This is a genomic window from Lysinibacillus sp. KCTC 33748 (assembly GCF_002237755.1).
Classification (GTDB): Bacteria; Bacillota; Bacilli; order Bacillales_A; family Planococcaceae; genus Lysinibacillus.
Genome location: NZ_MWSJ01000013.1, coordinates 101,841 through 123,239 on the forward strand (window position 1 = coordinate 101,841; position 21,399 = coordinate 123,239).

Below are 21,399 nucleotides of genomic sequence, written 5' to 3' on the forward strand. Positions count from 1 at the left end.
CCTTATTCTCCATTGTTTTGTAATTGATGTTCAGTCGATTTTTGCTGTTCAATTGCTGTACTCGCTAATTTTATAATTGTCATATCATCCATCGGTGGATTATGAAGTCCCGCACGAACATTTCGATAATAACGCTGTAATGGATTCGTTAATTGTAGGCTTTTGGCTCCTACTACACGCATTGCCTTATCGACGATTTCAATCGCCAAATTTGTCACCGTATGCTTAGCAACTGCCATTTCATTTGCCAAAAGCTCACGTCTAGCTGGGTCATCATAAGCGTCGGCAACCCCATACAGTACAAAGCGCGCTTGATATAGCTTCAATTCAATATCACCTAGAAGTTGCTGCACATTTGGTAATGTACTAATAGGAGCATTTAAACTATTAGGTTGATAATGATTTGCAAAATGCAGTGCATAATCGCGTGCTGCCTGCGCAATCCCTAAGTATGTTGCTGGTATATGTAGAATCCAACCATTTATTTTTCCACCACTTGGGTGACTCGGTAACTCTACTAAATGATTCGTAGGAACGACTACATCTTTTAACACTAGGTCATGACTGCTTGTGCCTCGCATTGCAGACATTTCCCAGTTTTCTTCAATTGAAAGCCCTTGTGCATCTTTATGGATAAGGAAGTAACCAATTTGATTTTTCTCCTCAATCCACGCTGATGTTAAGAAATAATCTAGTACCGGGGAGGCTGTCGTAAAGATTTTACGCCCATTTATGAGCCAACCTGCCTCTTTTGAAACAGCATTCGTTCCTGGTCGCCCTCCACGTGTTGGACTACCTGTTGCCGCTTCACTCGCAGCCCTATTTATAATTGCACCGTTCTTTATTTCCTGAGCAAACGAACTTAGTAAATCGTCTGTCCATAGCTTTTTCTCATATAGTTCACCTACAACACCTAATGTCCATCCTAGCGAGAGTGAAGCATTCTCGTCGTAGCTCGCTAACGTTTCTTGAACGAGTACCATATCGTAGACCGATAATCCTTCACCGCCATATTCTCTCGGTAAAGTTAGCTTTGGATAACCAATTTGCAGAAGTAGTTTATGTGCTTCGAATGGAAAACGAGATTGTTCATCTACTTCTTTAGCTTCAGCCTTTATTGACTCAGAAATAGATGCTAGCTGATCGAGCCAATACTGTTGTTGCTTCGTTTTAACAAATAAATTTTTCAAGAAAATCTCCTTCTTCCCAAAATATATAAAACATATATACTTACTAAGAATTAATGTTGTAAAAAATCTCCAACTACATTTTGTAGCAAGAGAATGCGTGGTACTGAATTTTCTGATTCGTTGACATTTATGATACTTTTCACATTTAAATATGTCAATGGGTTAATTATAAGTTTTTTTATAAGTTTTATAGTCATTACTAACACATCTTCTTTTTTCACCAAGCCATATTTACAGCATATGCTAACACTATAGAAAGAGGTGCATGTATGACTAATAATATGAATCCGGCCTTAAATAATATGCCTATTTCGCCTATGACCCCTCAGGTTATTCAGACGAAATTTGGAGATATTAATGGAGATGGCTTACTTGAAACTGTTCTTTTGATGGGGAATAAAACACCAGATAGCCCTTTGTGGAAAAACCTAACGCTTGCGATATTTTACGGACAGACGCACCAATTCGAAAAAATAATGCTGAAACAAAGCGTCGGGTACAACCCAACTATATTTTTAGGTGACTTTACCGGGAATCATCTAGATGATATTTTAGTTATTTCCGACACGGGGGGTAGTGGCGGTATTATCAACGGCGAAATGTTTGCCTCAATAAACGGGAAAATACGCTCAATTTTTGATGCAGAAACGTTTAGTAATACGCTTAAATACACTGTTAATTATCAAAATCAATATAAAGTGGCCGTGCGTAGCATGAATCCAAAAAAACAATATATCATCGATTTACAATACAAAGATCCAGATTATTTAGCAGATATTTATAATCAAGACGGTACACTAAAGCAACCAATTCAAGGATGGGTTGATCCAATCAGCGGATTGTATCCGGTCGACTATGAACGAGATGGCATATATGAGATTTTAGCGTATCAGGCTATAGCAGGCAGATTTCATGCCGATGGATTAGGTTATGTAGAAAATATTTTGAAATGGGATGGCAATGAATTTAGCGTTGACCGTCAAACTGTAGCCATTTTTGGCGAAGATTTAAAATAAGTTACTATGTCCTAATATAAGGAAAAAGCAAGAATTTGCCCGATTTCCGCAATCGAAATTGGACAGATTCTTGCCTTTTCTAGGTAGGACAAACCTTATTTTTCTACTAATGCAAAATAATTATTTTCGTGATCAGCAAAATTAAAAACTCTACCCATTGGCATCATTACTAAATCCCCAACTTTAACGCCTTTTGCTTGAAAATCTTGATATAGACCTTCTATATGGTCGGCATAAAACATTATAGATGGTGTCCCTAAATTTAAGTCAGGCTGCATTTTTGCAATGATTTCTTTATTGTGTAAAACAAAGGTAGTTTGAGCTTCTTTAGTAGGAGCAATTTCAATCCAGCGTACTCCGCCCTCTTCCTGATCAGCAACTACAACAAATCCAACTTTTTCTGTCCAAAACTTCACGGCAGTATCTTGATCATTTACATACAACATTACTTGTCCAATTTGTCGAATCATGAAACAATTCCCTCCTCTTTTGAGCATTAGTATACATCAAAAAGTAGCTTTATATGTCATTTAGCGGTTTCCGTTTTTAGGAGAATTTTAAAGTATCCATTGATGATATTTACTATATAGTAAACAGTTATTATAAAATACTTAACTTTTATTTTATTTTTGGTAAAATGAGCCTAGCTGTCTATTGTTTACATAGAAAGTAAATGTATAGACTTTATCACCATCCACTAAGGCATTATTACTTACTCAATATTCGGTGATAAAAAAGTACAAAATACTAGATCATAGTGAGGATAATTCAAGTGAAACAACTAAGTTTAAGGAAAAAGCTCATTTTTTCGTTTTTAGCAATGCTTCTCATTCCAACACTGTTAATTGGAATTGTGTCTTACCAAAGTGCCGGAAGGCAAATTTCAAAAGAACAGCAAGCAAGTGCAACCGAAAGTGTGCGCATGCTTAATACGAATATTACTAACACGATTGAGCCAAAAGTGAAAGACGTTCAATATTTTTCAAACAAGCTCCATCAATCTTATTTACAAGAAGGTAAAACTACAGAACTTAAATCTCTTTTCCACGAATACATGAACATGCATCCCGAGGCGGAGCTAATTTATATCGGAACCTCTGATGGCAGACTACTGGATGAACCTGCTCAAAAATACCCTAGTGGGTTTGACCCTCGTAAAAGATCTTGGTATAAGCAAGCTGTAGATAGCAAGGGCCAAGTATCTATTACTGCTCCATACGTTACACAGACTACAGGTGATATCGTTCTTACGATTACTCAGGCTTTACCAGACGGCTCAGGGGTAATAGGGCTAGATGTAAATATATCTAGATTAAGTACCATCACGAATGATATACGCATTGGAAAAACTGGCTTTGCTTCACTTTTAGATAGTAATAAAATTTATATTGCCCAACCAAATAAAGAAAGTGGTGCTGAAGCAACAGAAAGCTATATTACTAAAATCTATGAACAAGATAGTGGTACTGTTATAGAAAAAGATCGACAACTTCAATTTGTTACAAATAAGCTAACAGGCTGGAAAGTCGTTGGTACCATGTTTACAGCTGAGGCTGCAAACGCTGCTGCTTCAACATTTAATATCAATTTAATAATTATCGCCATTTCTATTACTGTTGGCATTATTTTTATGCTATTCATGATCAAATCAGTCGTTAATCCGATCAATCGACTTAAACAAAGCGCTATAAAAATTAGCGAGGGCGATTTAACAGAGTTTATTGACAATCATTCGAAAGATGAGATTGGACAGCTTGGAGAAGCTTTTATCGCCATGAAGGTTAACTTAAAAAAACTTATTCGTAACGTTGATCAAAGCTCTCAACATGTTCAAACTTCGGCGCATGGCCTATCTGCGAATGCCGAACAAAATATCGCTGCTTCTGAGCAAGTTACTGAAGCTATGCAGCAGGTTGCTGTCAGTACAGAAAAACAAACAACTAGCATTGACCAAAATGCGGTTTCTATTGAGGAAATCGCAAAAGGAGTCGTCGAGATCGCTGATAGCTCAATGCAGGTTTCCGATTTATCGAGCCGTGCTATACAATTGGCCGATGAAGGCGGACAAGCAGTAGAACAAACTGTTAATCAAATGGTCTCGATTCATGAATCTGTGACACAATCGGATACGATGATTAAATCTCTCTATGATCGAACAAAAGAAATTGGTTCTATTTTAGAAATTATTAGCGCTATTTCAGAGCAAACAAATCTGCTTGCCCTTAATGCTGCTATTGAAGCAGCGCGAGCTGGAGAACACGGGAAAGGCTTTGCAGTAGTCGCCGATGAAGTGCGGAAGTTAGCAGAGCAATCTCATCAATCGGCAGAGCAGATTTCTGCACTAATTACTGGCATTCAGCAAGATACGGCTAAGTCTGTTCAAACAATGATGAAGACTTCAGCCGATGTCCAGGATGGTTTACAGCTAACAGAAGATACAAGTAAAAAGTTTGCAAGTATCATTAAGCGTCTCCACGAAATTGCTCCGAAAATGGAGGATATATCTGCATCTGCTCAGGAGATGTCAGCAGTAGTTGAAGAAGTTTCTGCAACAGCTATAGAGCTAACAGATCATGCTAAAATAAATGCTGCAGCGTCAGAGGAAGTTGCCGCTTCTACTGAACAAACATTGTCTTCGATGCAGGAAATGGCTGTAGCCTCAAAAGCACTTCTCGATATGGCTGATGAATTACAAAGTTATGTGAATCGTTTTAAATACTAAAAAGAAAAGCACGATGTTAATGGTGAACTTTCCAAAAACATCGTGCTTTTTAATAGTAATTTTATCTATTATCCTCATGACTAAATTGCCATTCAACACCAAATTTATCAGTAAGGGAGCCATAACATTTACTCCAAAACGTTTCTTGTAGCTCCATCGTAACTTTGCCACCTTCTTTAAGGCCATCAAAAGCTTTTCGCATCTGGGCCTCATCGCCTGAGACAACGGCTAATGTTACATTGTTTCCAATCGTGAATGGGTGTCCTGGAAATGTATCTGAGAACATTACAGTGCTACCAAAAATCGAAAGTCGCGTATGCATGACAAGATCTTTTGCTTCCTCTGGTAATGGATAACTTGGATTCTGTGGTGAATCTCCAAACGTCATAATTTCAGGCTTGTTTGTATTAAAAACTGTCTCATAAAAAGTTACAGCCTCTCGACAATTCCCATTAAAATTTAAGTAAACCTCTACTGCCATTTCCAACACTCCCTTTGTCATTTTCGAAACAATTTTATTTTACACGGTTAATAACTAATAGTTCAAATCTTAGACGAAGCAGTCAAAAAATTACTTTCCTTCTTTTGACAAACGATAATAACAGCTTACTTCCCTACAAAAGCTCAGGATTTCCTCTAACTACTTTTAACCTGTGAATAAAATAAATTTACACCGCCTCCTCACTCTAACAAAAAGAGATGTAACTATATATTTCGCTTAATTCCTGTTCTTTCCTGCTATTTTTTTATTAATTTAGATAAAAGCTTTGACATTTACTCGAAAATAATGTAAATTACCAAATGACGAACAATTTAAATCAAAACTTAAAAAATATTCGTATTTTAGGAGTGTTTACAATGGATAACGTATTTGACTATGAGGATATTCAGCTAATTCCCGCAAAATGTATTGTAGAAAGTCGCTCAGAATGTGATACTTCTGTTACTTTAGGCGGTCATACATTCAAGCTTCCTGTTGTACCAGCAAACATGCAAACAATTATCGACGAAAGCCTTGCTGTGAAGCTTGCTGAAAACGGTTACTTTTATATCATGCACCGTTTTAATCCAGAAACTCGTATCGATTTCATCAAAGGTATGCAAGCTCGTGGCTTAATCGCATCAATTAGTGTTGGTGTAAAAGATGAAGAATACACATTTATTGAAGAATTAGCAGCTGCTAATGTAGTGCCTGATTTTATGACAATCGATATTGCACATGGTCATTCAAATGCTGTTATTCGTATGATTCAGCATATTAAAAAACATCTACCAACTAGCTTTGTGATTGCTGGTAATGTGGGCACACCTGAGGCAGTTCGTGAACTTGAAAATGCTGGTGCAGATGCAACAAAAGTTGGTATTGGACCTGGTAAAGTATGTATTACTAAAATCAAAACTGGTTTTGGTACAGGTGGTTGGCAGCTAGCTGCACTACGCTGGTGTGCAAAAGCTGCTACAAAGCCAATTATCGCTGATGGTGGTATTCGTACACATGGTGATATTGCAAAATCGGTCCGCTTTGGTGCTTCAATGGTGATGGTTGGCTCATTATTTGCAGGTCACGAGGAGTCACCTGGTGAAACAATCGAAATCGACGGTAAAACTGTGAAGGAATACTTCGGATCTGCTTCGGAATTCCAAAAAGGCGAACGTAAAAATGTTGAAGGTAAAAAGATGTTTGTTGAACATAAAGGCAGCATCAAAGATACTTTAATTGAAATGCAGCAAGATCTTCAATCGTCTATTTCTTATGCAGGTGGCAATAAACTAGATGCCATTCGAAATGTAGATTACGTAATTGTGAAAAACTCTATTTTTAATGGAGATAAAGTATACTAAAAACTAGAAGAACCCAAACAAGAATTTATTCCATTCTTGTTTGGGTTTTTTGTTGGATTCCGTTTCTCCTATGGTCAAATAATGAGCAATTGTGGTTCTTGGTTAGCCTGTTACTCGATTAGTTTTTCAGGCTACTTGAGCATTCTCGACTCTTGACTGTCCGATTCTTTTATTGAAAACGAACCTTTTCAACAAAAGAAAAAATGCTACCGATTACGTGTAGCATTTTCCTTAAAATTATAGTTTGTTAATAACAGCGTGGATCGTTTCTTTTAATTCTTCATCATGATCAGAAAGGTCTACAAGGTTTGCTACACGCTCACGTAATACTGGACGTTCAATTACAAGCTTTTCATCAAGTACTTGTACTAGTAACTCGATAATAAGACGATCACGTACGTTTAATGCTTCCTCTAAACGCTCTGGTGTGATTTTTCCTGTTTTTGCTGCTTTAGCCATTTTAAAAACCCCTTTTAAATTTTATATTCATGCACATCTATTTTAGCATACAGCTAATTTATTTTGAAAACTTTCTTTCATTAACATATACCAAAACTTTACAAATAAACACCTATACATTTACGATAATTTGTTATATTCAAATCATAAAATGATGACGCTCAACCATATGATTATGTGTTCTCTATTTAATCTTTCATTTTCACTTAGGACGATTTACAAGATTGGAGGAATTCTGTGAACCAAAAGAACTCGACTTACTTACAATTAATAAAGGCTGTACCGAAATCTTTACAATTGTTTCTAAATGTTTGCCTTGTACTTTTAGCGCTCATTTTATCTTTCCTACTTTGCAAAGAACTCATTCAATTCCTTAAAATTTTATTATTCAACAATGATGGCGGAGACTATAAGCTTTTTCTCGCTAACATTCTTATTTTCTTTTTGTATTTTGAATTTATCACGATGATTATTAAATATTTTAAAGAGAGTTATCATTTTCCACTAAGGTACTTTATATATATAGGGATTACAGCCATGATTCGATTAATTATCGTAGAGCATGACCATCCCATTAATACATTAATTTATTCACTTATTATTTTAATATTAATTATTAGCTATTTTATTATTAATATTACACCACTGGAACGACCTGTACGCTCGTCACTCTTTATGAAAAAAGAACAATAGCTTTATTACAGTAATCAAAACCCTTGAACCTTAGACAATGAGCTTTGTATTCGTTGGCGACCTTTTCTTTTTCCTCATTGGAATTAAGGTTCATTTCAAAATGATGGAGTTGCATAACCTATAATACTGAAAATAATGCTCATTGTTTTGATTGTGTATAAAAGGTCTCTTTTGTTCAGTAAACCTTCCCGATGTATACAGCCTTCTCCCTTTAATAATTTTCCAACGATTCTCATATACATCCCCACCCTACACTGAATTTATTTTAAACACGCTCTTTTCAACATTTTTTTCACATTAATTTTAGTTTTTAATAATAACATATATTACCACCCCCAAAAAAACCCGAGGTGGACTATTAGTGCTTTTTTAGATCAACTACATAAATCGTTTAACGGCTAGCCCCCTATTCAAGCCATTCAGAAGTAACTATGAACTGATTACACTATACTCGTTACTTCGTCGATTAGAGCATTAGGAAGTGCTTATAAATAACTCAGAAATAGGATGGGTTGAGCACATATAGCTCAGCTCGAAAAGGAATGTACAGCTATGAATTTAGGACAGCATGAATTATTGGAGGGAGACGGAAAGAATGAATCTGATTGATGTATATATTCATGAAGTAACTAGAAGAATCCGCAAAGAAAAGCGCGATGAAACCAGTCTAGAGTTAAGATCTACTATTGAAAATATGTTACCTGAAGATTATTCAGAATCAGATATTAAGGAAGTGCTTAAGAAGCTAGGAAGTCCTGTAGAAGTTGCATCCAGCTATCAAAACACACCACGATTATTAATCGGTCCAAAAGTGTTTGATACTTATATTAGGACAATAAAATTAGTTATTCCTTGGGCAATAATTATTACAGTTATTGTACAGATGATAGACAGTATTGTGCTTTATAATGAAGAAGGTGGCGCTCTTCTGTCTGCTATTATTCAAACTATTTCTTTAACTATCACTCATATTATCTCAGTAATCATTTACGTACTCTTCTGGATTACAGTTACTTTCATTGTCATAGAACGATCTGGAGAAAGTAACATTCGAATACCCCTTATAAAGGACCATCCAGATTGGACACCTGATGATTTAACTAAAGTTAAAATAATTCCTAAAGAAAAAACAATTTCGCTTAATGATAATATTTTTAGTTTCTTAGGTATTGCTATCTTCTCCTTTGTCTATTTCAATGCTCATCACCTTATAGGAATCTATACTTCTCACAATAAAGGTGGCTTTAAATTTATTATGCCTATATTCAATCAGGAAGTCTTACTCTCCTTTGCACCGATTATTTTAAGTTGTATCGTATTAAGTGCAGCTTTAACATTATGGAAATTGAAGGAAGGCCAATGGACAATGTTAATTGCCGTAGTTAATGCTCTTCTTCAATGTACAGGAATCATTGTTTTTATCCTCATGGCTATTCACCCTGATTTCATACACAGTCCCGCTGTACCTTATATCGCTGCGATTACGGAAACGACCTCAGCTAAGATTTTGGTAGCTATAGATCGAATATTGTTCGTCAGCATAGCTATCACCATCGTCGCAAATGCATTTGATATTTATAGTGGCTTTAAAAAGGCTAAAATTTGAAATGAAAATACGTTTTGGGGCTGACTCTTTCTTGTTGGCCCTACACTTATTTAAAAGCTCACCCAATCGATCAAAATACCGTTATTCTCTAATGTTTTGTATAATAAAGTTGAGAGTTATTAAATAATTTGCACTAATTCAGACAGAATAAGGGGAAATAATTATGACCATTCTTCTTGTAGATGACAATCAAGTCAATCTATTTGTAATTGAAAAAATATTAAAAAATGCAGGTTATGATAACTGTGTTTCTCTAACATCTGCCTATGAGCTTTTTGATTATTTACAGTTAGATGCACCAAATCCAACAGGAAATTCAGTGGATTTAATTTTATTAGATATTATGATGCCTGAAGTAGATGGTATCGAAGCTTGCAAACGCATTAAGCAAAATGAACGATTAAAGGATATTCAAATTATCTTTGTCACCGCTCTAGAAGATAAAAATACGCTTGCGGAAGCACTTGATATCGGTGGAGTAGATTATATTACAAAGCCAATAAATAAAACCGAGCTACTTGCTAGAATTCGGGTTGCTTTACGATTGAAAGCAGAATTAGATTGGCATACTCAGCAAGAAAAAAAAATACAATACGAATTAGATTTAGCTACACATGTACAAAGAAGCCTTTTGAGCGCCCCTTTAAACGAGAAGAATATTCAAATAGAGGTCTCTTATCGTCCTTCTTCTAATTTAGCAGGTGATATGTATTATTGGCATAAAATAAATGATCACCGATACGCCTGCATTTTGCTTGATATGATGGGACATGGTATCTGCAGCACTTGTTTGTATGTTTATCTCCTCTGTCCTAAGAGAAGCTGTGAAACAATTAGAAGATCCCGAATTAGTTATAAAAGAGTTAAACCGTTATATGACAATTTTACGAAATGGAAAAGAGGACAATCTTTTTTATTTCACAGCTATTTATTTAGTGATTGATACTGAACAAAAAACCATTGAATATGTAAATGCCGGTCATCCTTCAGGCTATGCTCTAGTTGATGATAAAACGCTCGTACATTTAAATCGAGGAAGCTGCGCAGTCGGCTTTTTTGATGAGATTGACGTGCAAAAGCAATTCATCCAATACAATGAGGATGTGCAAATTATTTTATATACGGACGGAGTGTTGGAGGCAATGGGACCGTGTGAAATGGAATCCGAGAAGCATTTACAAACGCTAATATCTACGAAATGGGATCATTCTCGACGTCTGATCGACCATATACTGCCTAAGGAGAAACAAGGGAATCAACCAGATGATATGTGTGTATTAATGATACAAGTACATTAAACTACATAAAAAGTGGCTGTTGCCTAAGTCTCTACTATGGAGAAACTTGGACAACAGCCTATTTTTTATATTACTTTATCTTCTGATATATTTTTTCATTTCCTACGATTTCTTTATATTTTGAAATAATATCTTCAAATCGTAGTGTCTCTTTATCCCCTAAGCATAAAAATCCATTTTCACTTAGACTTTCGGAAAACAAATGATGAACCTGATTTTGTAACTCAGGTGAAAAATAAATCAAAACATTTCGGCACATAATGACATGAAATTCATTAAACGATTGATCTGTTACTAAATTATGCTGTGCAAATATAATGTTTTTTAACAGTGCCGGATGGAAATAAGCATATTGATAATCTGTTTTATAGTATTCAGAAAAAGCATGGGTGCCTCCAGCAAGTATATAATTTTTCGTATATGCCTGCATTTTATTAATCGGGAATACTCCTTTTTTTGCCTTTTCCAATACTTGTTCATTCATATCCGTAGCATAAATAACCGCTTTATCCATTAACCCTTCTTCCTGTAGCAAAATAGCCATGGAGTATACTTCCTCACCTGTAGAACATCCTGCATGCCATATCCGAATTTCAGGGTAATCTCTTAAAAAAGGTACAACCTCTTCGCGAAAAGCCTTAAAAAAACTAGGGTTACGGAACATCTCAGTAACATTTATCGAAAAATCATTCAATAATTGCTCTAAAAACCCACCTTCATGTATTACTTTTTCAAGTACACGAGAAATCGTTGGGATATTACTCATCCTCATCCTACTATAAATCCTTCGTGATATAGAAGAACGATTGTATTGTCGGAAATCAAAGCCCGACAAACGATATATAGCCTCTAGTAATAAATCAATTTCTAATTCTGTATGCATTTTTTGCAGCAAAGGAAATCGTTCCATTTTATTAACTCCCTTTAGAAACTAGCCATACTCTTAAAACGGATACTAATTGATCTAAATTTAACGGCTTACTTATATAATCTGAAGCACCCGCCTCTAATGTTTTATCTCGATCATTTTTCATAGCCTTCGCTGTTAAAGCAATAATCGGTAAATCCATAATCTTCATTTGTTTACGTATAATCGACATCGTTTCATAGCCATCCAAATTCGGCATCATAATATCCATCAAAATAAGGTCAATTTCATCATTAGCTTGCATAATATCTAAACACTCGATCCCATCTTTAGCAACTAAGATATTCATACCTCGCTTTTCGAGTGCATTTTTTAATGCATATATATTACGGTAATCATCGTCTACAATTAAAATATTTTTCCCTTGAAAAACTTCTACCTCTTGTTGAGAGAAATCGTGAGCTTCCAATAGCTGTTCTTCCATTAGCTCTTCTAATTCATTGGTAGCCCCTACCTCATGAATAGCAAGTTCAAGATATTCTTGCTCCTCAATGCCATTTGGCAAGCTTGGGATGGTTAGTGTGAATGTACTACCTTGCCCTTCATTACTTTGTAATGAAATCCAGCCGCCAAGTAATCTCGCAAGTTCTTTACAAATGGACAAGCCAAGACCTGTTCCACCGTATTTACGTATCGTAGCACCATCAGCCTGTTGGAATGATTCAAAAATAAGCTGATGCTTGTCCTTCGGAATCCCTATACCTGTATCGGAAACTCTGATTTCTAACCAGTCAGCACTAACATCCTGCATATTATTTGTTAACTGTTCTTCTCTAAGCTGTTTAATGTCCAGATGAACTGAGCCTTGCTTTGTAAATTTAAAGGCATTTGATAATAAATTTTTCAATATTTGCTGGAATCTTTGTTCATCAGTATAGAAAATATCGACTACATTTTCGTCTTTCGAAATATAGAATTGTAGATTTTTTTTCATTGCAACAGGTGCAAAGGTTTGTTCAATTTGTACAGGAACCTCACTCATATTCATTTCATCAAAATTAATATCTAGCTTACCTGCCTCAACTTTTGATAAATCTAAAATATCATTAATTAATGCCAGCAGATCTCCACCTGAAGAATGGATAACCTTTGCAAATTCGGCTTCCTCTTCTGATAATGTATTTTGGCTATTTTCAGCCAACATTTCCGATAAAATTAAAATGCTATTCAGTGGCGTTCGTAATTCATGTGACATATTGGCTAAAAACTCAGATTTATAATTTGAATTTAGTAACAGCTGTTCTGCACTTTCCTCTAATTCTTTCTTAGCTTGTTCTAATTGTCTCGACTTTAACTCTGCCTCTTTTGTTCTTTCTTCCAATTGTTCATTAATCATTGTCAGCTCCTCTGTTTGCAGCTGCAATTCTTCTGATTGTTTCTGAAGCTCTTCAGATTGTACCTGTAATTCCTCTGTCAAAGCTCTTGATTCATTCAATAAACGGACAATTTCCATACGCCCTAGGACACTATTGATCGTTAATCCAAAGGTTTCAATAACTTGCTTCACTAATTCCTGCTGTAGCTCATTAAAGCTAGTTAATGTAGCTAACTCAACAATAGCGATTACGTCATTTTCAAATATAATAGGAACAATAAAAATACCTTTTGGCTGTATTTTCCCTAAACCAGTGCCGATTAAACGGAAATCTTCTGGAATATCATTATAAATTAAAACCTTTTTTTCTAGAGCACATTGTCCAATTAAGCCTTGTCCCAGTTTAAAGCTCTCCATTCCAACGTTATCCGTTACATCCGCAAAAGCCGCCTTTTTTTCAAACTGTATTTGATGATCAGTAGTTTCACGAACATACAATGCACCAAGGGAAGATTGCGTTTTTTGCGCTATTTCTGAAAGGAAGGTTTCAGTTAATTTGGTTATGGCAGAAATCCCTTGATATTTTGTGACAATTTCTGCGATATTCAACTGTAGCCATTCTCTTCTCTCAAGCGCATCCAACAACTCATTTGTAGCAGCTGCAAGAGCATTGATTTCATCATTTGTTTTAACATGTATTCTTCCTTTTTGATTGCTCTTGGAAGCAGTGATTTCTTGGATTGTTCGTGTAACCTCTGTTAACGTTTTTACGATTGAACGAGAAATACTACTTGCAATGATAATCGCAACAACTGAAATAAATATAAGTATGCCAAGCAGTGTAAGTGTTACAACACTATTTTTTTTGTCCAACTCGTTTACTTTGGCTTGCATCGTTGCAATTACCTCTGAACGGAGTGATTCAAACTGATCTCGTACTGTTTCTATGTCTTTACTACCTATATCTACTTTATAGAGTTCCCATAAAGCTTCTTTATTCTTTTCTTTTTTTAATTTAATGGAAGGCTCTCCTACTGTTGTAATCCAATGCTGTATCGTTGCATTTATCTCATTTAACCTCTGTTGTTGTGCTGGTTTATTTTCTAAAAGTTGATAAAGTTCGCCAAAAGTTAATTCCCAACTTTCACCAGCTCTATTATAAGGTTCTAAATAACTTAATTCGCCTGTAATCATAAAGCCTTTTTGGCTCGATTCCATATCTAAAATGTATTTTTCAATTCGATTAGTTAGAGCTTGTATATTTGAGTCATTCTTGATAATATAATTTCTTTCTTTTTGTAGAGAAGTAATTTGATTATTTAAGATGACCACTGATGCAAGTAAACAAAGTATGATAACAATATAGCCTAACGTAATTTTCGTTCGTATACTTATCTTTAATTTATTTAACATTTGCTTTCCTACCTTTATCTGTCATAAACTCTATAACTAATATCATTGTACATCAAAAAATAAAGTTTCTTCCTCTTACGTTAAGAGAATAATCTCTTTGTGAGGAATATTTAATAAAGTTCATATCCAAAAGTTTTGGATAAACGTCTACTATGTAAATAAGTTGATCTTCGTTACGACTGGGCGACTCCTTGGGGATTAGCGATATAGAGGAACGAAGGCTAAAAGCATCACATCCTGTGATAACGCCTTCGTGACCAACATCTTGCTGCTGCCGCTACGTTGCACTCACGCTTTCGCGCAAAAGACATCTGTTGCCCCGAGACCCTGTAGCGAGCAACGCGAGTGAAGCGGCTCATCGGACGCCCCCAGGAAGCTTTGCTCTGTGCGAAAGCGAAGCGGCAGCTACAAAGCGCCCAGTCGCAACGGAAATCAACAACACGTTTTGGTGATGATTCATTAAAAGTTAATAAGCCCCATATTCTTTTCATATATATTATATATTGGCCAATTTTGCCGAGACATAATTGATAGTAAGGAGAGAACAATTGTGGACATTTTTGTAAGACCTGGGGATTCTCTTTGGCATTTTAGTGAAGTGTTTAAAATACCTCTTCAACTAATTATAGATTCAAATCGAACTATTAAACCTCAATTTTTAAGGGTTGGACAGCGTGTTCGAATTCCGGGGTTTGTTACAATCAATTATCAAATAAAGCAAGGAGATACTTTTTGGCAAATAGCCCAAAGCAGAAATCTCCCATTAGTGGCCATTTTGCTCGTCAATCCTGGTCTCAATCCAAATCAATTACACATTGGGCAGACAATTCGCATTCCCCAACGAATCACATGGAGGCTCATCAATGGTAACCAAAATTATACTTACACGACCATGATGAACGATATTAAAAAACTACTCGATACTTATCCGTTTCTACAAAGCTCTACAATTGGACATTCTGTTTTACAGCATGAAATTCCAGAGCTTCTAATTGGGAACGGAGCTAAGCGTGTCCATTATAACGGCTCCTTTCATGCAAATGAATGGATTACAACTCCAATTATTTTAACTTTTATAAACGACTACCTACTCTCTCTCACTAATCAAAATACAATTCGCGGTTTATCCCTTCTCCCACTTTACCAGCAAACACTCCTTTCTATCGTTCCGATGGTCAATCCCGATGGTGTTGATTTAGTATTACAAGGACCACCTAATGACGAAGCATTAAAAAACCAGCTTATTACTTGGAATAACGGTAACACCGATTTCTCTGGTTGGAAGGCAAATTTACATGGTGTCGATTTGAACGACCAGTTTCCTGCAAAATGGGAGCTTGAAAGAGCACGAAATCCGAAAACACCTGGTCCAAGAGATTTTGGAGGCCAAAAACCTTTGTCCGAGCCTGAGGCAATCGCTATGGCTGACTTAACAAGGAAGCGTGATTTCGCCAGAGTTCTTGCGTTTCATACACAAGGTAGAGTCATTTATTGGGGGTTTGAAAACCTCGAACCACCAGAGTCAGAAACCCTTGTTAATGAGTTTAGCCGGGTTAGTGGCTACGAGCCTATCAATTCAGCAGGCAGCTATGCAGGCTATAAAGATTGGTTTATCCAGGATTGGCGTAGACCTGGATTCACTGTTGAATTAGGTAGTGGTACAAATCCACTTCCACTTAGCCAATTCGACGACATCTATGAAGAAACATTAGGTATATTCCTTGCAGCTTTGTATATGTAATAGAAATCGATAATCTAAGAATAGTTCCCCTTAAGGATTTTTCATCCTAATTCAATTCTAAATAAATATCCCCAATCCCCTTTTACTTCTAAAGTGAATGGGGATTTTTTAACCTCTGATTGATTGCTTCTTGATAGTTCATCACCAAAAGTCGTGGGTGACTTTTGTTAGCGACAGCAAAGCGGCAGCAAATGTTTTGTCTGTGCGAAAGCGTAGCGACAGCAACAACAAAGCGCCCAACCGGAACGGAAATCAACCACACGTTTTGATGATGATCCTTCTTAGCAGAAATATGGACCTATTTGGAAAAATTACTTTGACAGGCAGAGTAATGTTTGCTAATATTACTCTGACAGATAGAGCAATAAAAAAATAAGTAGGTGACTTATGGTTCGAAGTGACATCATCCGCGGACACTTGGATTCCATTATTTTAAGGCTAATATTAGAGAAAGATCGTTATGGCTATGAAATTTCTCAGGAAATAAGTATCCGCACAAATAATCGTTTTCAAATTAAAGAAGCAACGTTATACGCAGTTTTTCAACGCCTTGAGAAAAAGGAAATTATTGAAGCCTATTATGGTGATGTTTCACACGGAGGCAAAAGAAAGTATTACCGTATTACCCCATTAGGTAAAGCTTATTTAAATGAGCTAGTAAAAGAGTGGTCGGAAGTAAAAGAAATTATCGACTTATTTATGGAGGGCTTAGAATGAAAAAAATAAAAAACCATATTGATGAGCTTTTTAAAGACATTCCTCGTAATAAAGAAACCGAGATGGTTAAACAAGAAATCATTCAAAATCTTGAAGAAAAAGTATATTATTTGATGGATCAAGGGAAAGAACAAGAGGATGCCATTAACAAAGCAATCGTAGAGTTTGGAGATATTGAAGATTTAAAAAAGGAATTAGGTGTGAAAGAGCCCGAAAAGAAAAACATGGCTAAATTAAATTTAGAATTCTCTATATGGGGTAGCGGCTTAATTATTGTATTTTTTATATTTATTAATCTCTACTATACGCCACATACAATATGGGCAATCTATCCGATCTTCGCAATTTTATGGTGGCCCTTATCTATGTACTTTGTTTGGTCACGTAAGAAATGGAGTGAATAAAACATGAAGAACTTTATTAGCTTTTCGATTGTTGGTAGTTTAATGACAATGATTTTTTTAGGAATCGTCAATTATACGACATCACCTCAGACGATTTGGTTCATTTACCCGTGTTTACTTGTTCTGCTATGGCCCATTACTTTATTTTTCATGTCTAAAAGAATGTATAAACAATATTCTCTAGTTTGCAGTGCTATGATTATTGCTTTTCTTATCATTGAAAATTATTTATACTCCCCCGATTATATATGGTTCATTTATGCAGTTTATCCAATCATCTGGTGGCCAATTCTTATGTATTTAGAAGAAAAAGCAAAAACATTAAAAATTGCGCTGATCGGCTGTGCAAGTACCATCATTTATTATTCTTTATTAAATATTATTTTATCCCATCCATACCCTTGGGCGATTTATCCTGCATTTTTAGTCATTTGGTGGCCATTAGCTTTATACCACGCACAAAGAAAAACGTTTGTAGCATTCTCTGTTACCGCTACAATGCTGATCAGCATCTTTTTTATTACAGTAAACGTTGTCTCTTCTCCAAACGTAATATGGGCATTTTATCCAATATTTGTCGCCCTTTGGTGGCCCCTTAGTATGTACTTCTACGTTTATAAAAGAAAAATGTACAATTCAACAACTCTTCCTAAAAGAATTTGAAAATTTCGATTATAATTCACATTCACAGAGGGGAATTAGATGAAAAAGATAATGAAATTTATAAAATTTACTGGAATAATTACTATCATATTACTCATAATAGCGCTTTTATTCCCTACATGGACTGCCCATATTAAAGGTACTAACAGTGTAAGTGCATTAGAGCAAGTAGAGATAAATGGAAGTAATCATGAAGTTATGATACGTGGCAAAGATCAGGATAATCCCGTTATTATTTTTGTCCATGGAGGGCCTGGATGTTCAGAAATACCGTATGCCAGTAAGTATCAAAACTTATTGGAAAACAATTTTACGGTCGTGAATTACGACCAAAGAGCAAGCGGAAAATCATATCATTTTTTTAAGGATTATTCTAATCTTTCAGCAGACTTACTCGTAGATGACTTATTGGCCTTGACGGATTATATATCAGATCGTCTTGGCAAAGAAAAAGTAATCTTAATTGGCCATTCTTATGGTACGTATATTGCAACGCAAGCTGCCTCTAAAGCTCCTGAAAAATTTACAGCATATGTTGGAATTGGACAGATGAGTGATACAGTAGAAAGCGAGATTGACAGTTTGAATTACGTTATTAAGCAAGCAGAAAAAGCTGGCAATACAGATGATGTTCAAGATTTACAAGAGTTAACTGGAAAAATTAAAAATGGCGATATATTTACCCCACGTACGTATGTTGGAAAATATGGTGGATCTTCAAGACTTATTGATAACCCTGATGGGAATATCATAAGTATGTTATTCAGTCGTGAGTATAACTTATTAGATGTGATTCGTTACAACTATGGGCTATCCTACTCTCAAAAGACTTTATTAGAGGAAACAATCAAAAATCCGTTACCTACTAAAGTAAACAAGCTCGAATTACCATGCTATTTTGTTATGGGTAAGTATGATTATCAAACTTCATCTAATGCAGCAAAAAACTACTTTGATATTATTGAAGCCGATAAAAAAGAATTTATTACCTATGAACAATCAGCACATTATCCACAATTTGAAGAGAAGGAAAAATTTTATGAATGGATGTGCGATACTTTTATAAAGTAAATGCAATTGTATTAATTTCATAATCTTGAATCCAGTCCAATTCTTAGCGGGTGTATTCTAACAATATGGGTTTTTCAAGAAATTAATCTGCCCTATTTATTTAATAAGAGCGTGTTTTGATTAATCCATTTTTCATATGCCTGGATTTAAGTTGATTGGAGTGGAGGCTGGGCGACTCCTTGGGGATAACAGCAATCGAAGTTATCGATATAGTCAATAGCAACGTTTGCTGTAGCTCACATTATTTATTTACTATATAATTTAGTTATTAAATATTTAACGGGCTGTGATATTATGTCAAAAAATGAGCAATTGCACAATGTGGAAACGATTATGAGAGAGATGCTTGAAATACAGAATAAATCAAAAATGTTTGTAAATCTCTTATCTGAGGGAGACTCATTGTCGCAAAACCAATTAATCCTCCTACTTCAGCTAAAGATTAATGACGGTATGAAGGCAACAGAAATTGCTGAGTTCTTTAGCGTGACGCCAGGAGCCGTTACATCCATGTGCGATAAACTTGAGAAATTAGAATTTGTAGAACGGATTAGAGAGCAAGAAGATCGTCGTGTTGTAAAAATGGTATTAACTAATAGCGGTGAATTAAAGGTTCAAGATTTATTTTTAAAGTTTCCACAGGAAAAACTGATAGACATGGCAAAAATATTGCGTGAGGTTAATCAGCTAATGAATAAAATTTTTTAGGATTTCATGAAATTGAAATCCTTTTTTTATTGCCCAGAAACCTATAAAAAGCTCGTGACAATTATTTTGTTCTTGACAAAACAAAGCAGCATATAATTTAATTAATATATATTTTAATAATTAAAATATATATTAATTAAATTAAAATGAGGTGGTTATCCGTGATTCAAAAACTACGTACAGTAACCCTTACTAACGGCTCTATTAATGACTTAGCAGCAGACTGTGAGCAATTAAATATCCGTGGATTTGTTACTTTACATCAAGAAATACGCGTAAAAAAAATCTCTACTCATGGCCATAGCTCTTTTCATTCCCGCGTTGAAGCGCAGATTTTAAATAGTACAGGATCTTGCTCTATAAAAGATTTTTGTGAAGTTAATGAGGTTAAAAGTGCCGGGAGCTTAAATATGCGCAATGGGCGAGTAACAACATTGAATAGTTCGGGGAAGTTGACCATTGAACAAAACTTACAAGTTGAACAGTTTCATGCAGTCGGTTTTGTTAAAGCAAATGAGATAGAGGCTAAACATTTTCAATTAAGAATGTCTGGTGGAAATGAGATTGGAGAGCTTATTGCAGATGTGATACATGTAGAAAAAGATACGTTATCTATATCTTTTCTAAAGAAAAAGCTGAATTGTAAATGTATTAAAGGTGAACAAATACACCTTTCCTATACAGATGCAGAAATTGTTGACGGAGATATTGTAGCAGTAGGCGATAATTGTCATATACAAACACTTTACTATACAAAAAGCTATTCGATTGCTAAAAACGCCAAGGTGCAACAAATTATACAAAGGAAAGAGGAATGACATTCATAAAAATTATTCAAGGCTTTTTTTGCTCATTAGCCCTTCTCGTACTATCTATCCTCTATACAGGGCTGATCTTCAGTGCATTACTATCAATAGTAGCCGGTATTTTGCGAACATTCGGCTTGAAACAAATACAAATGAGCGTTTGGAAAGGTGTTGAGCTTCCGATCGCTTTCAGCATTCCTTTAGCACTCTTGTTTTCTTTGTTGCTATTCTTTTGTTCAATGTATATCAAACGCTCTATCCAATTTTGTTATTCCAAGCTTAAATTTTAAAATTAGAAGCACACCTCTTGTTTGCTAGTAAAAGGTGTGCTTCTAATCATTTATTTTGTTTTATATATTTTTTCATTGCGCTTTTGTCATTAATTAACGCCTATTTTAATATATTAGATAATATGGATAAAAAATTCCCGATACAACTTATTACTAAAAGTGGATATGAGAATTGTTAAATCATACGCTATTAAATATAAGGTGATCTTCGTTACGACTGGGCAACTCCTTGGGGATCAGCGATAGAGGAACGAAGGCTAAGGGCATCACGTCCTGTGATAACGCCTTCGTGATCAACATCGGTGCCGCTGCCGGAACGGAAATCACTCCACGTTCTAATAGAAGCTTATTTTTTGGCAAAATACTCTTCCTTAAGGATTTGTGCAATAAAAAATGGTTCTAAGTCAAATGTTGGGGTGCTATACTCTTTCAGCACCTTAACCCAGATGAACTCCAATTTCTTTATACTTTAAATTTAATAAGATTTTTGCTCGAAAGTGATCGAAGCGTCGAAAGC

The 21,399-nt window shown here is 35.4% G+C and carries 18 protein-coding genes and 1 pseudogene; 13 read left to right on the forward strand and 6 right to left on the reverse strand.

Features of this window, described 5'->3' with window-relative positions; translation table 11 throughout:
- Nucleotides 1-2 precede the first annotated feature (2 nt).
- Nucleotides 3-1,190 (reverse strand): acyl-CoA dehydrogenase family protein, encoded by a 1,188-nt coding sequence (locus tag B1B04_RS16080; RefSeq protein WP_079562432.1) that lies wholly within the window; start codon nucleotides 1,188-1,190, stop codon nucleotides 3-5.
- A 269-nt stretch (nucleotides 1,191-1,459) separates the two neighbouring features.
- On the opposite strand from B1B04_RS16080, the gene B1B04_RS16085 reads away from it, so the two are divergent.
- A complete protein-coding gene (locus B1B04_RS16085; RefSeq protein ID WP_079562433.1) occupies nucleotides 1,460-2,206 on the forward strand; it encodes a hypothetical protein in 747 nt (248 codons plus the stop codon).
- Between the two features lie 95 nt (nucleotides 2,207-2,301).
- Here B1B04_RS16085 and B1B04_RS16090 read toward each other — a convergent pair whose 3' ends face one another.
- The gene (locus tag B1B04_RS16090; protein WP_079562434.1) at nucleotides 2,302-2,676 is read right to left on the reverse strand and encodes a VOC family protein; all 375 of its coding nucleotides are present in this window, start codon (nucleotides 2,674-2,676) and stop codon (nucleotides 2,302-2,304) included.
- 302 nt (nucleotides 2,677-2,978) lie between these two features.
- Between B1B04_RS16090 and B1B04_RS16095 the strand changes: the two genes are divergently transcribed.
- The gene (locus tag B1B04_RS16095) at nucleotides 2,979-4,928 is read left to right on the forward strand and encodes a methyl-accepting chemotaxis protein (RefSeq protein WP_079562435.1); all 1,950 of its coding nucleotides are present in this window, start codon (nucleotides 2,979-2,981) and stop codon (nucleotides 4,926-4,928) included.
- A 61-nt stretch (nucleotides 4,929-4,989) separates the two neighbouring features.
- Here the strand turns inward: B1B04_RS16095 and B1B04_RS16100 are convergent, their stop codons facing one another.
- Nucleotides 4,990-5,409, reverse strand: coding sequence for a VOC family protein (locus B1B04_RS16100; protein ID WP_079562436.1), 420 nt, complete (start codon nucleotides 5,407-5,409; stop codon nucleotides 4,990-4,992).
- Between the two features lie 377 nt (nucleotides 5,410-5,786).
- On the opposite strand from B1B04_RS16100, the gene guaC reads away from it, so the two are divergent.
- Nucleotides 5,787-6,770, forward strand: coding sequence for a GMP reductase (guaC, locus tag B1B04_RS16105; protein WP_079562437.1), 984 nt, complete (start codon nucleotides 5,787-5,789; stop codon nucleotides 6,768-6,770).
- 237 nt (nucleotides 6,771-7,007) lie between these two features.
- Here the strand turns inward: guaC and B1B04_RS16110 are convergent, their stop codons facing one another.
- On the reverse strand, nucleotides 7,008-7,229 hold the full coding sequence (locus B1B04_RS16110; RefSeq protein WP_068985751.1) for a phosphate-starvation-inducible protein PsiE: 222 nt from the start codon (nucleotides 7,227-7,229) through the stop codon (nucleotides 7,008-7,010).
- A gap of 237 nt (nucleotides 7,230-7,466) precedes the next feature.
- Here B1B04_RS16110 and psiE point away from each other — a divergent pair, with 237 nt between their 5' ends.
- The 3 genes and pseudogenes from psiE (at nucleotide 7,467) to B1B04_RS16125 (ending at nucleotide 10,826) form a co-directional block, all read left to right on the forward strand.
- A complete protein-coding gene (gene psiE / locus B1B04_RS16115; RefSeq protein WP_079562438.1) occupies nucleotides 7,467-7,922 on the forward strand; it encodes a phosphate-starvation-inducible protein PsiE in 456 nt (151 codons plus the stop codon).
- Between the two features lie 595 nt (nucleotides 7,923-8,517).
- Nucleotides 8,518-9,528 carry an HAAS signaling domain-containing protein gene (locus B1B04_RS16120; protein WP_079562439.1) on the forward strand — a complete coding sequence of 337 codons (1,011 nt, stop codon included), beginning with the start codon at nucleotides 8,518-8,520 and terminating at the stop codon, nucleotides 9,526-9,528.
- Nucleotides 9,529-9,691: 163 nt separating this feature from the next.
- A pseudogene (locus B1B04_RS16125) lies at nucleotides 9,692-10,826 on the forward strand (SpoIIE family protein phosphatase).
- A gap of 70 nt (nucleotides 10,827-10,896) precedes the next feature.
- Here the strand turns inward: B1B04_RS16125 and B1B04_RS16130 are convergent.
- Nucleotides 10,897-11,736, reverse strand: coding sequence for a CheR family methyltransferase (locus B1B04_RS16130; RefSeq protein WP_079562440.1), 840 nt, complete (start codon nucleotides 11,734-11,736; stop codon nucleotides 10,897-10,899).
- 4 nt (nucleotides 11,737-11,740) lie between these two features.
- Nucleotides 11,741-14,482, reverse strand: coding sequence for an ATP-binding protein (locus B1B04_RS16135; RefSeq protein ID WP_079562441.1), 2,742 nt, complete (start codon nucleotides 14,480-14,482; stop codon nucleotides 11,741-11,743).
- Nucleotides 14,483-15,032: 550 nt separating this feature from the next.
- Between B1B04_RS16135 and B1B04_RS16140 the strand changes: the two genes are divergently transcribed.
- From B1B04_RS16140 to B1B04_RS16175, 7 genes are all read left to right on the forward strand, one after another.
- Nucleotides 15,033-16,223: a M14 family metallopeptidase gene (locus B1B04_RS16140; protein ID WP_079562442.1), complete on the forward strand. Its 1,191-nt coding sequence runs from the start codon at nucleotides 15,033-15,035 to the stop codon at nucleotides 16,221-16,223.
- Nucleotides 16,224-16,610: 387 nt separating this feature from the next.
- Nucleotides 16,611-16,940, forward strand: coding sequence for a PadR family transcriptional regulator (locus B1B04_RS16150; RefSeq protein WP_053482886.1), 330 nt, complete (start codon nucleotides 16,611-16,613; stop codon nucleotides 16,938-16,940).
- A complete protein-coding gene (locus B1B04_RS16155; RefSeq protein ID WP_079562444.1) occupies nucleotides 16,937-17,344 on the forward strand; it encodes a permease prefix domain 1-containing protein in 408 nt (135 codons plus the stop codon). Before B1B04_RS16150 ends, B1B04_RS16155 begins: the two co-directional genes overlap by 4 nt.
- A gap of 3 nt (nucleotides 17,345-17,347) precedes the next feature.
- Nucleotides 17,348-18,007 carry a hypothetical protein gene (locus tag B1B04_RS16160; RefSeq protein WP_079562445.1) on the forward strand — a complete coding sequence of 220 codons (660 nt, stop codon included), beginning with the start codon at nucleotides 17,348-17,350 and terminating at the stop codon, nucleotides 18,005-18,007.
- Nucleotides 18,008-18,046: 39 nt separating this feature from the next.
- Nucleotides 18,047-19,078 carry an alpha/beta fold hydrolase gene (locus B1B04_RS16165; protein WP_079562446.1) on the forward strand — a complete coding sequence of 344 codons (1,032 nt, stop codon included), beginning with the start codon at nucleotides 18,047-18,049 and terminating at the stop codon, nucleotides 19,076-19,078.
- 294 nt (nucleotides 19,079-19,372) lie between these two features.
- Nucleotides 19,373-19,786, forward strand: a complete 414-nt coding sequence (locus B1B04_RS16170; protein ID WP_079562447.1) for a MarR family transcriptional regulator — start codon at nucleotides 19,373-19,375, stop codon at nucleotides 19,784-19,786.
- A 161-nt stretch (nucleotides 19,787-19,947) separates the two neighbouring features.
- A complete protein-coding gene (locus B1B04_RS16175) occupies nucleotides 19,948-20,604 on the forward strand; it encodes a hypothetical protein (protein WP_079562448.1) in 657 nt (218 codons plus the stop codon).
- Nucleotides 20,605-21,399: the final 795 nt, after the last annotated feature.

Coding starts and splice junctions, on each gene's coding strand:
- B1B04_RS16160 (WP_079562445.1), top strand. CDS start 17,348: ATGAAGAACTTTATTAGCTTTTCGATTGTTGGTAGTTTAATGACAATG.
- B1B04_RS16150 (WP_053482886.1), top strand. CDS start 16,611: ATGGTTCGAAGTGACATCATCCGCGGACACTTGGATTCCATTATTTTA.
- B1B04_RS16155 (WP_079562444.1), top strand. CDS start 16,937: ATGAAAAAAATAAAAAACCATATTGATGAGCTTTTTAAAGACATTCCT.
- B1B04_RS16110 (WP_068985751.1), bottom strand. CDS start 7,229: ATGGCTAAAGCAGCAAAAACAGGAAAAATCACACCAGAGCGTTTAGAG.
- B1B04_RS16085 (WP_079562433.1), top strand. CDS start 1,460: ATGACTAATAATATGAATCCGGCCTTAAATAATATGCCTATTTCGCCT.
- B1B04_RS16100 (WP_079562436.1), bottom strand. CDS start 5,409: ATGGCAGTAGAGGTTTACTTAAATTTTAATGGGAATTGTCGAGAGGCT.
- B1B04_RS16165 (WP_079562446.1), top strand. CDS start 18,047: ATGAAAAAGATAATGAAATTTATAAAATTTACTGGAATAATTACTATC.
- B1B04_RS16135 (WP_079562441.1), bottom strand. CDS start 14,482: ATGTTAAATAAATTAAAGATAAGTATACGAACGAAAATTACGTTAGGC.
- B1B04_RS16130 (WP_079562440.1), bottom strand. CDS start 11,736: ATGGAACGATTTCCTTTGCTGCAAAAAATGCATACAGAATTAGAAATT.
- B1B04_RS16170 (WP_079562447.1), top strand. CDS start 19,373: ATGTCAAAAAATGAGCAATTGCACAATGTGGAAACGATTATGAGAGAG.
- B1B04_RS16120 (WP_079562439.1), top strand. CDS start 8,518: ATGAATCTGATTGATGTATATATTCATGAAGTAACTAGAAGAATCCGC.
- guaC (WP_079562437.1), top strand. CDS start 5,787: ATGGATAACGTATTTGACTATGAGGATATTCAGCTAATTCCCGCAAAA.
- B1B04_RS16090 (WP_079562434.1), bottom strand. CDS start 2,676: ATGATTCGACAAATTGGACAAGTAATGTTGTATGTAAATGATCAAGAT.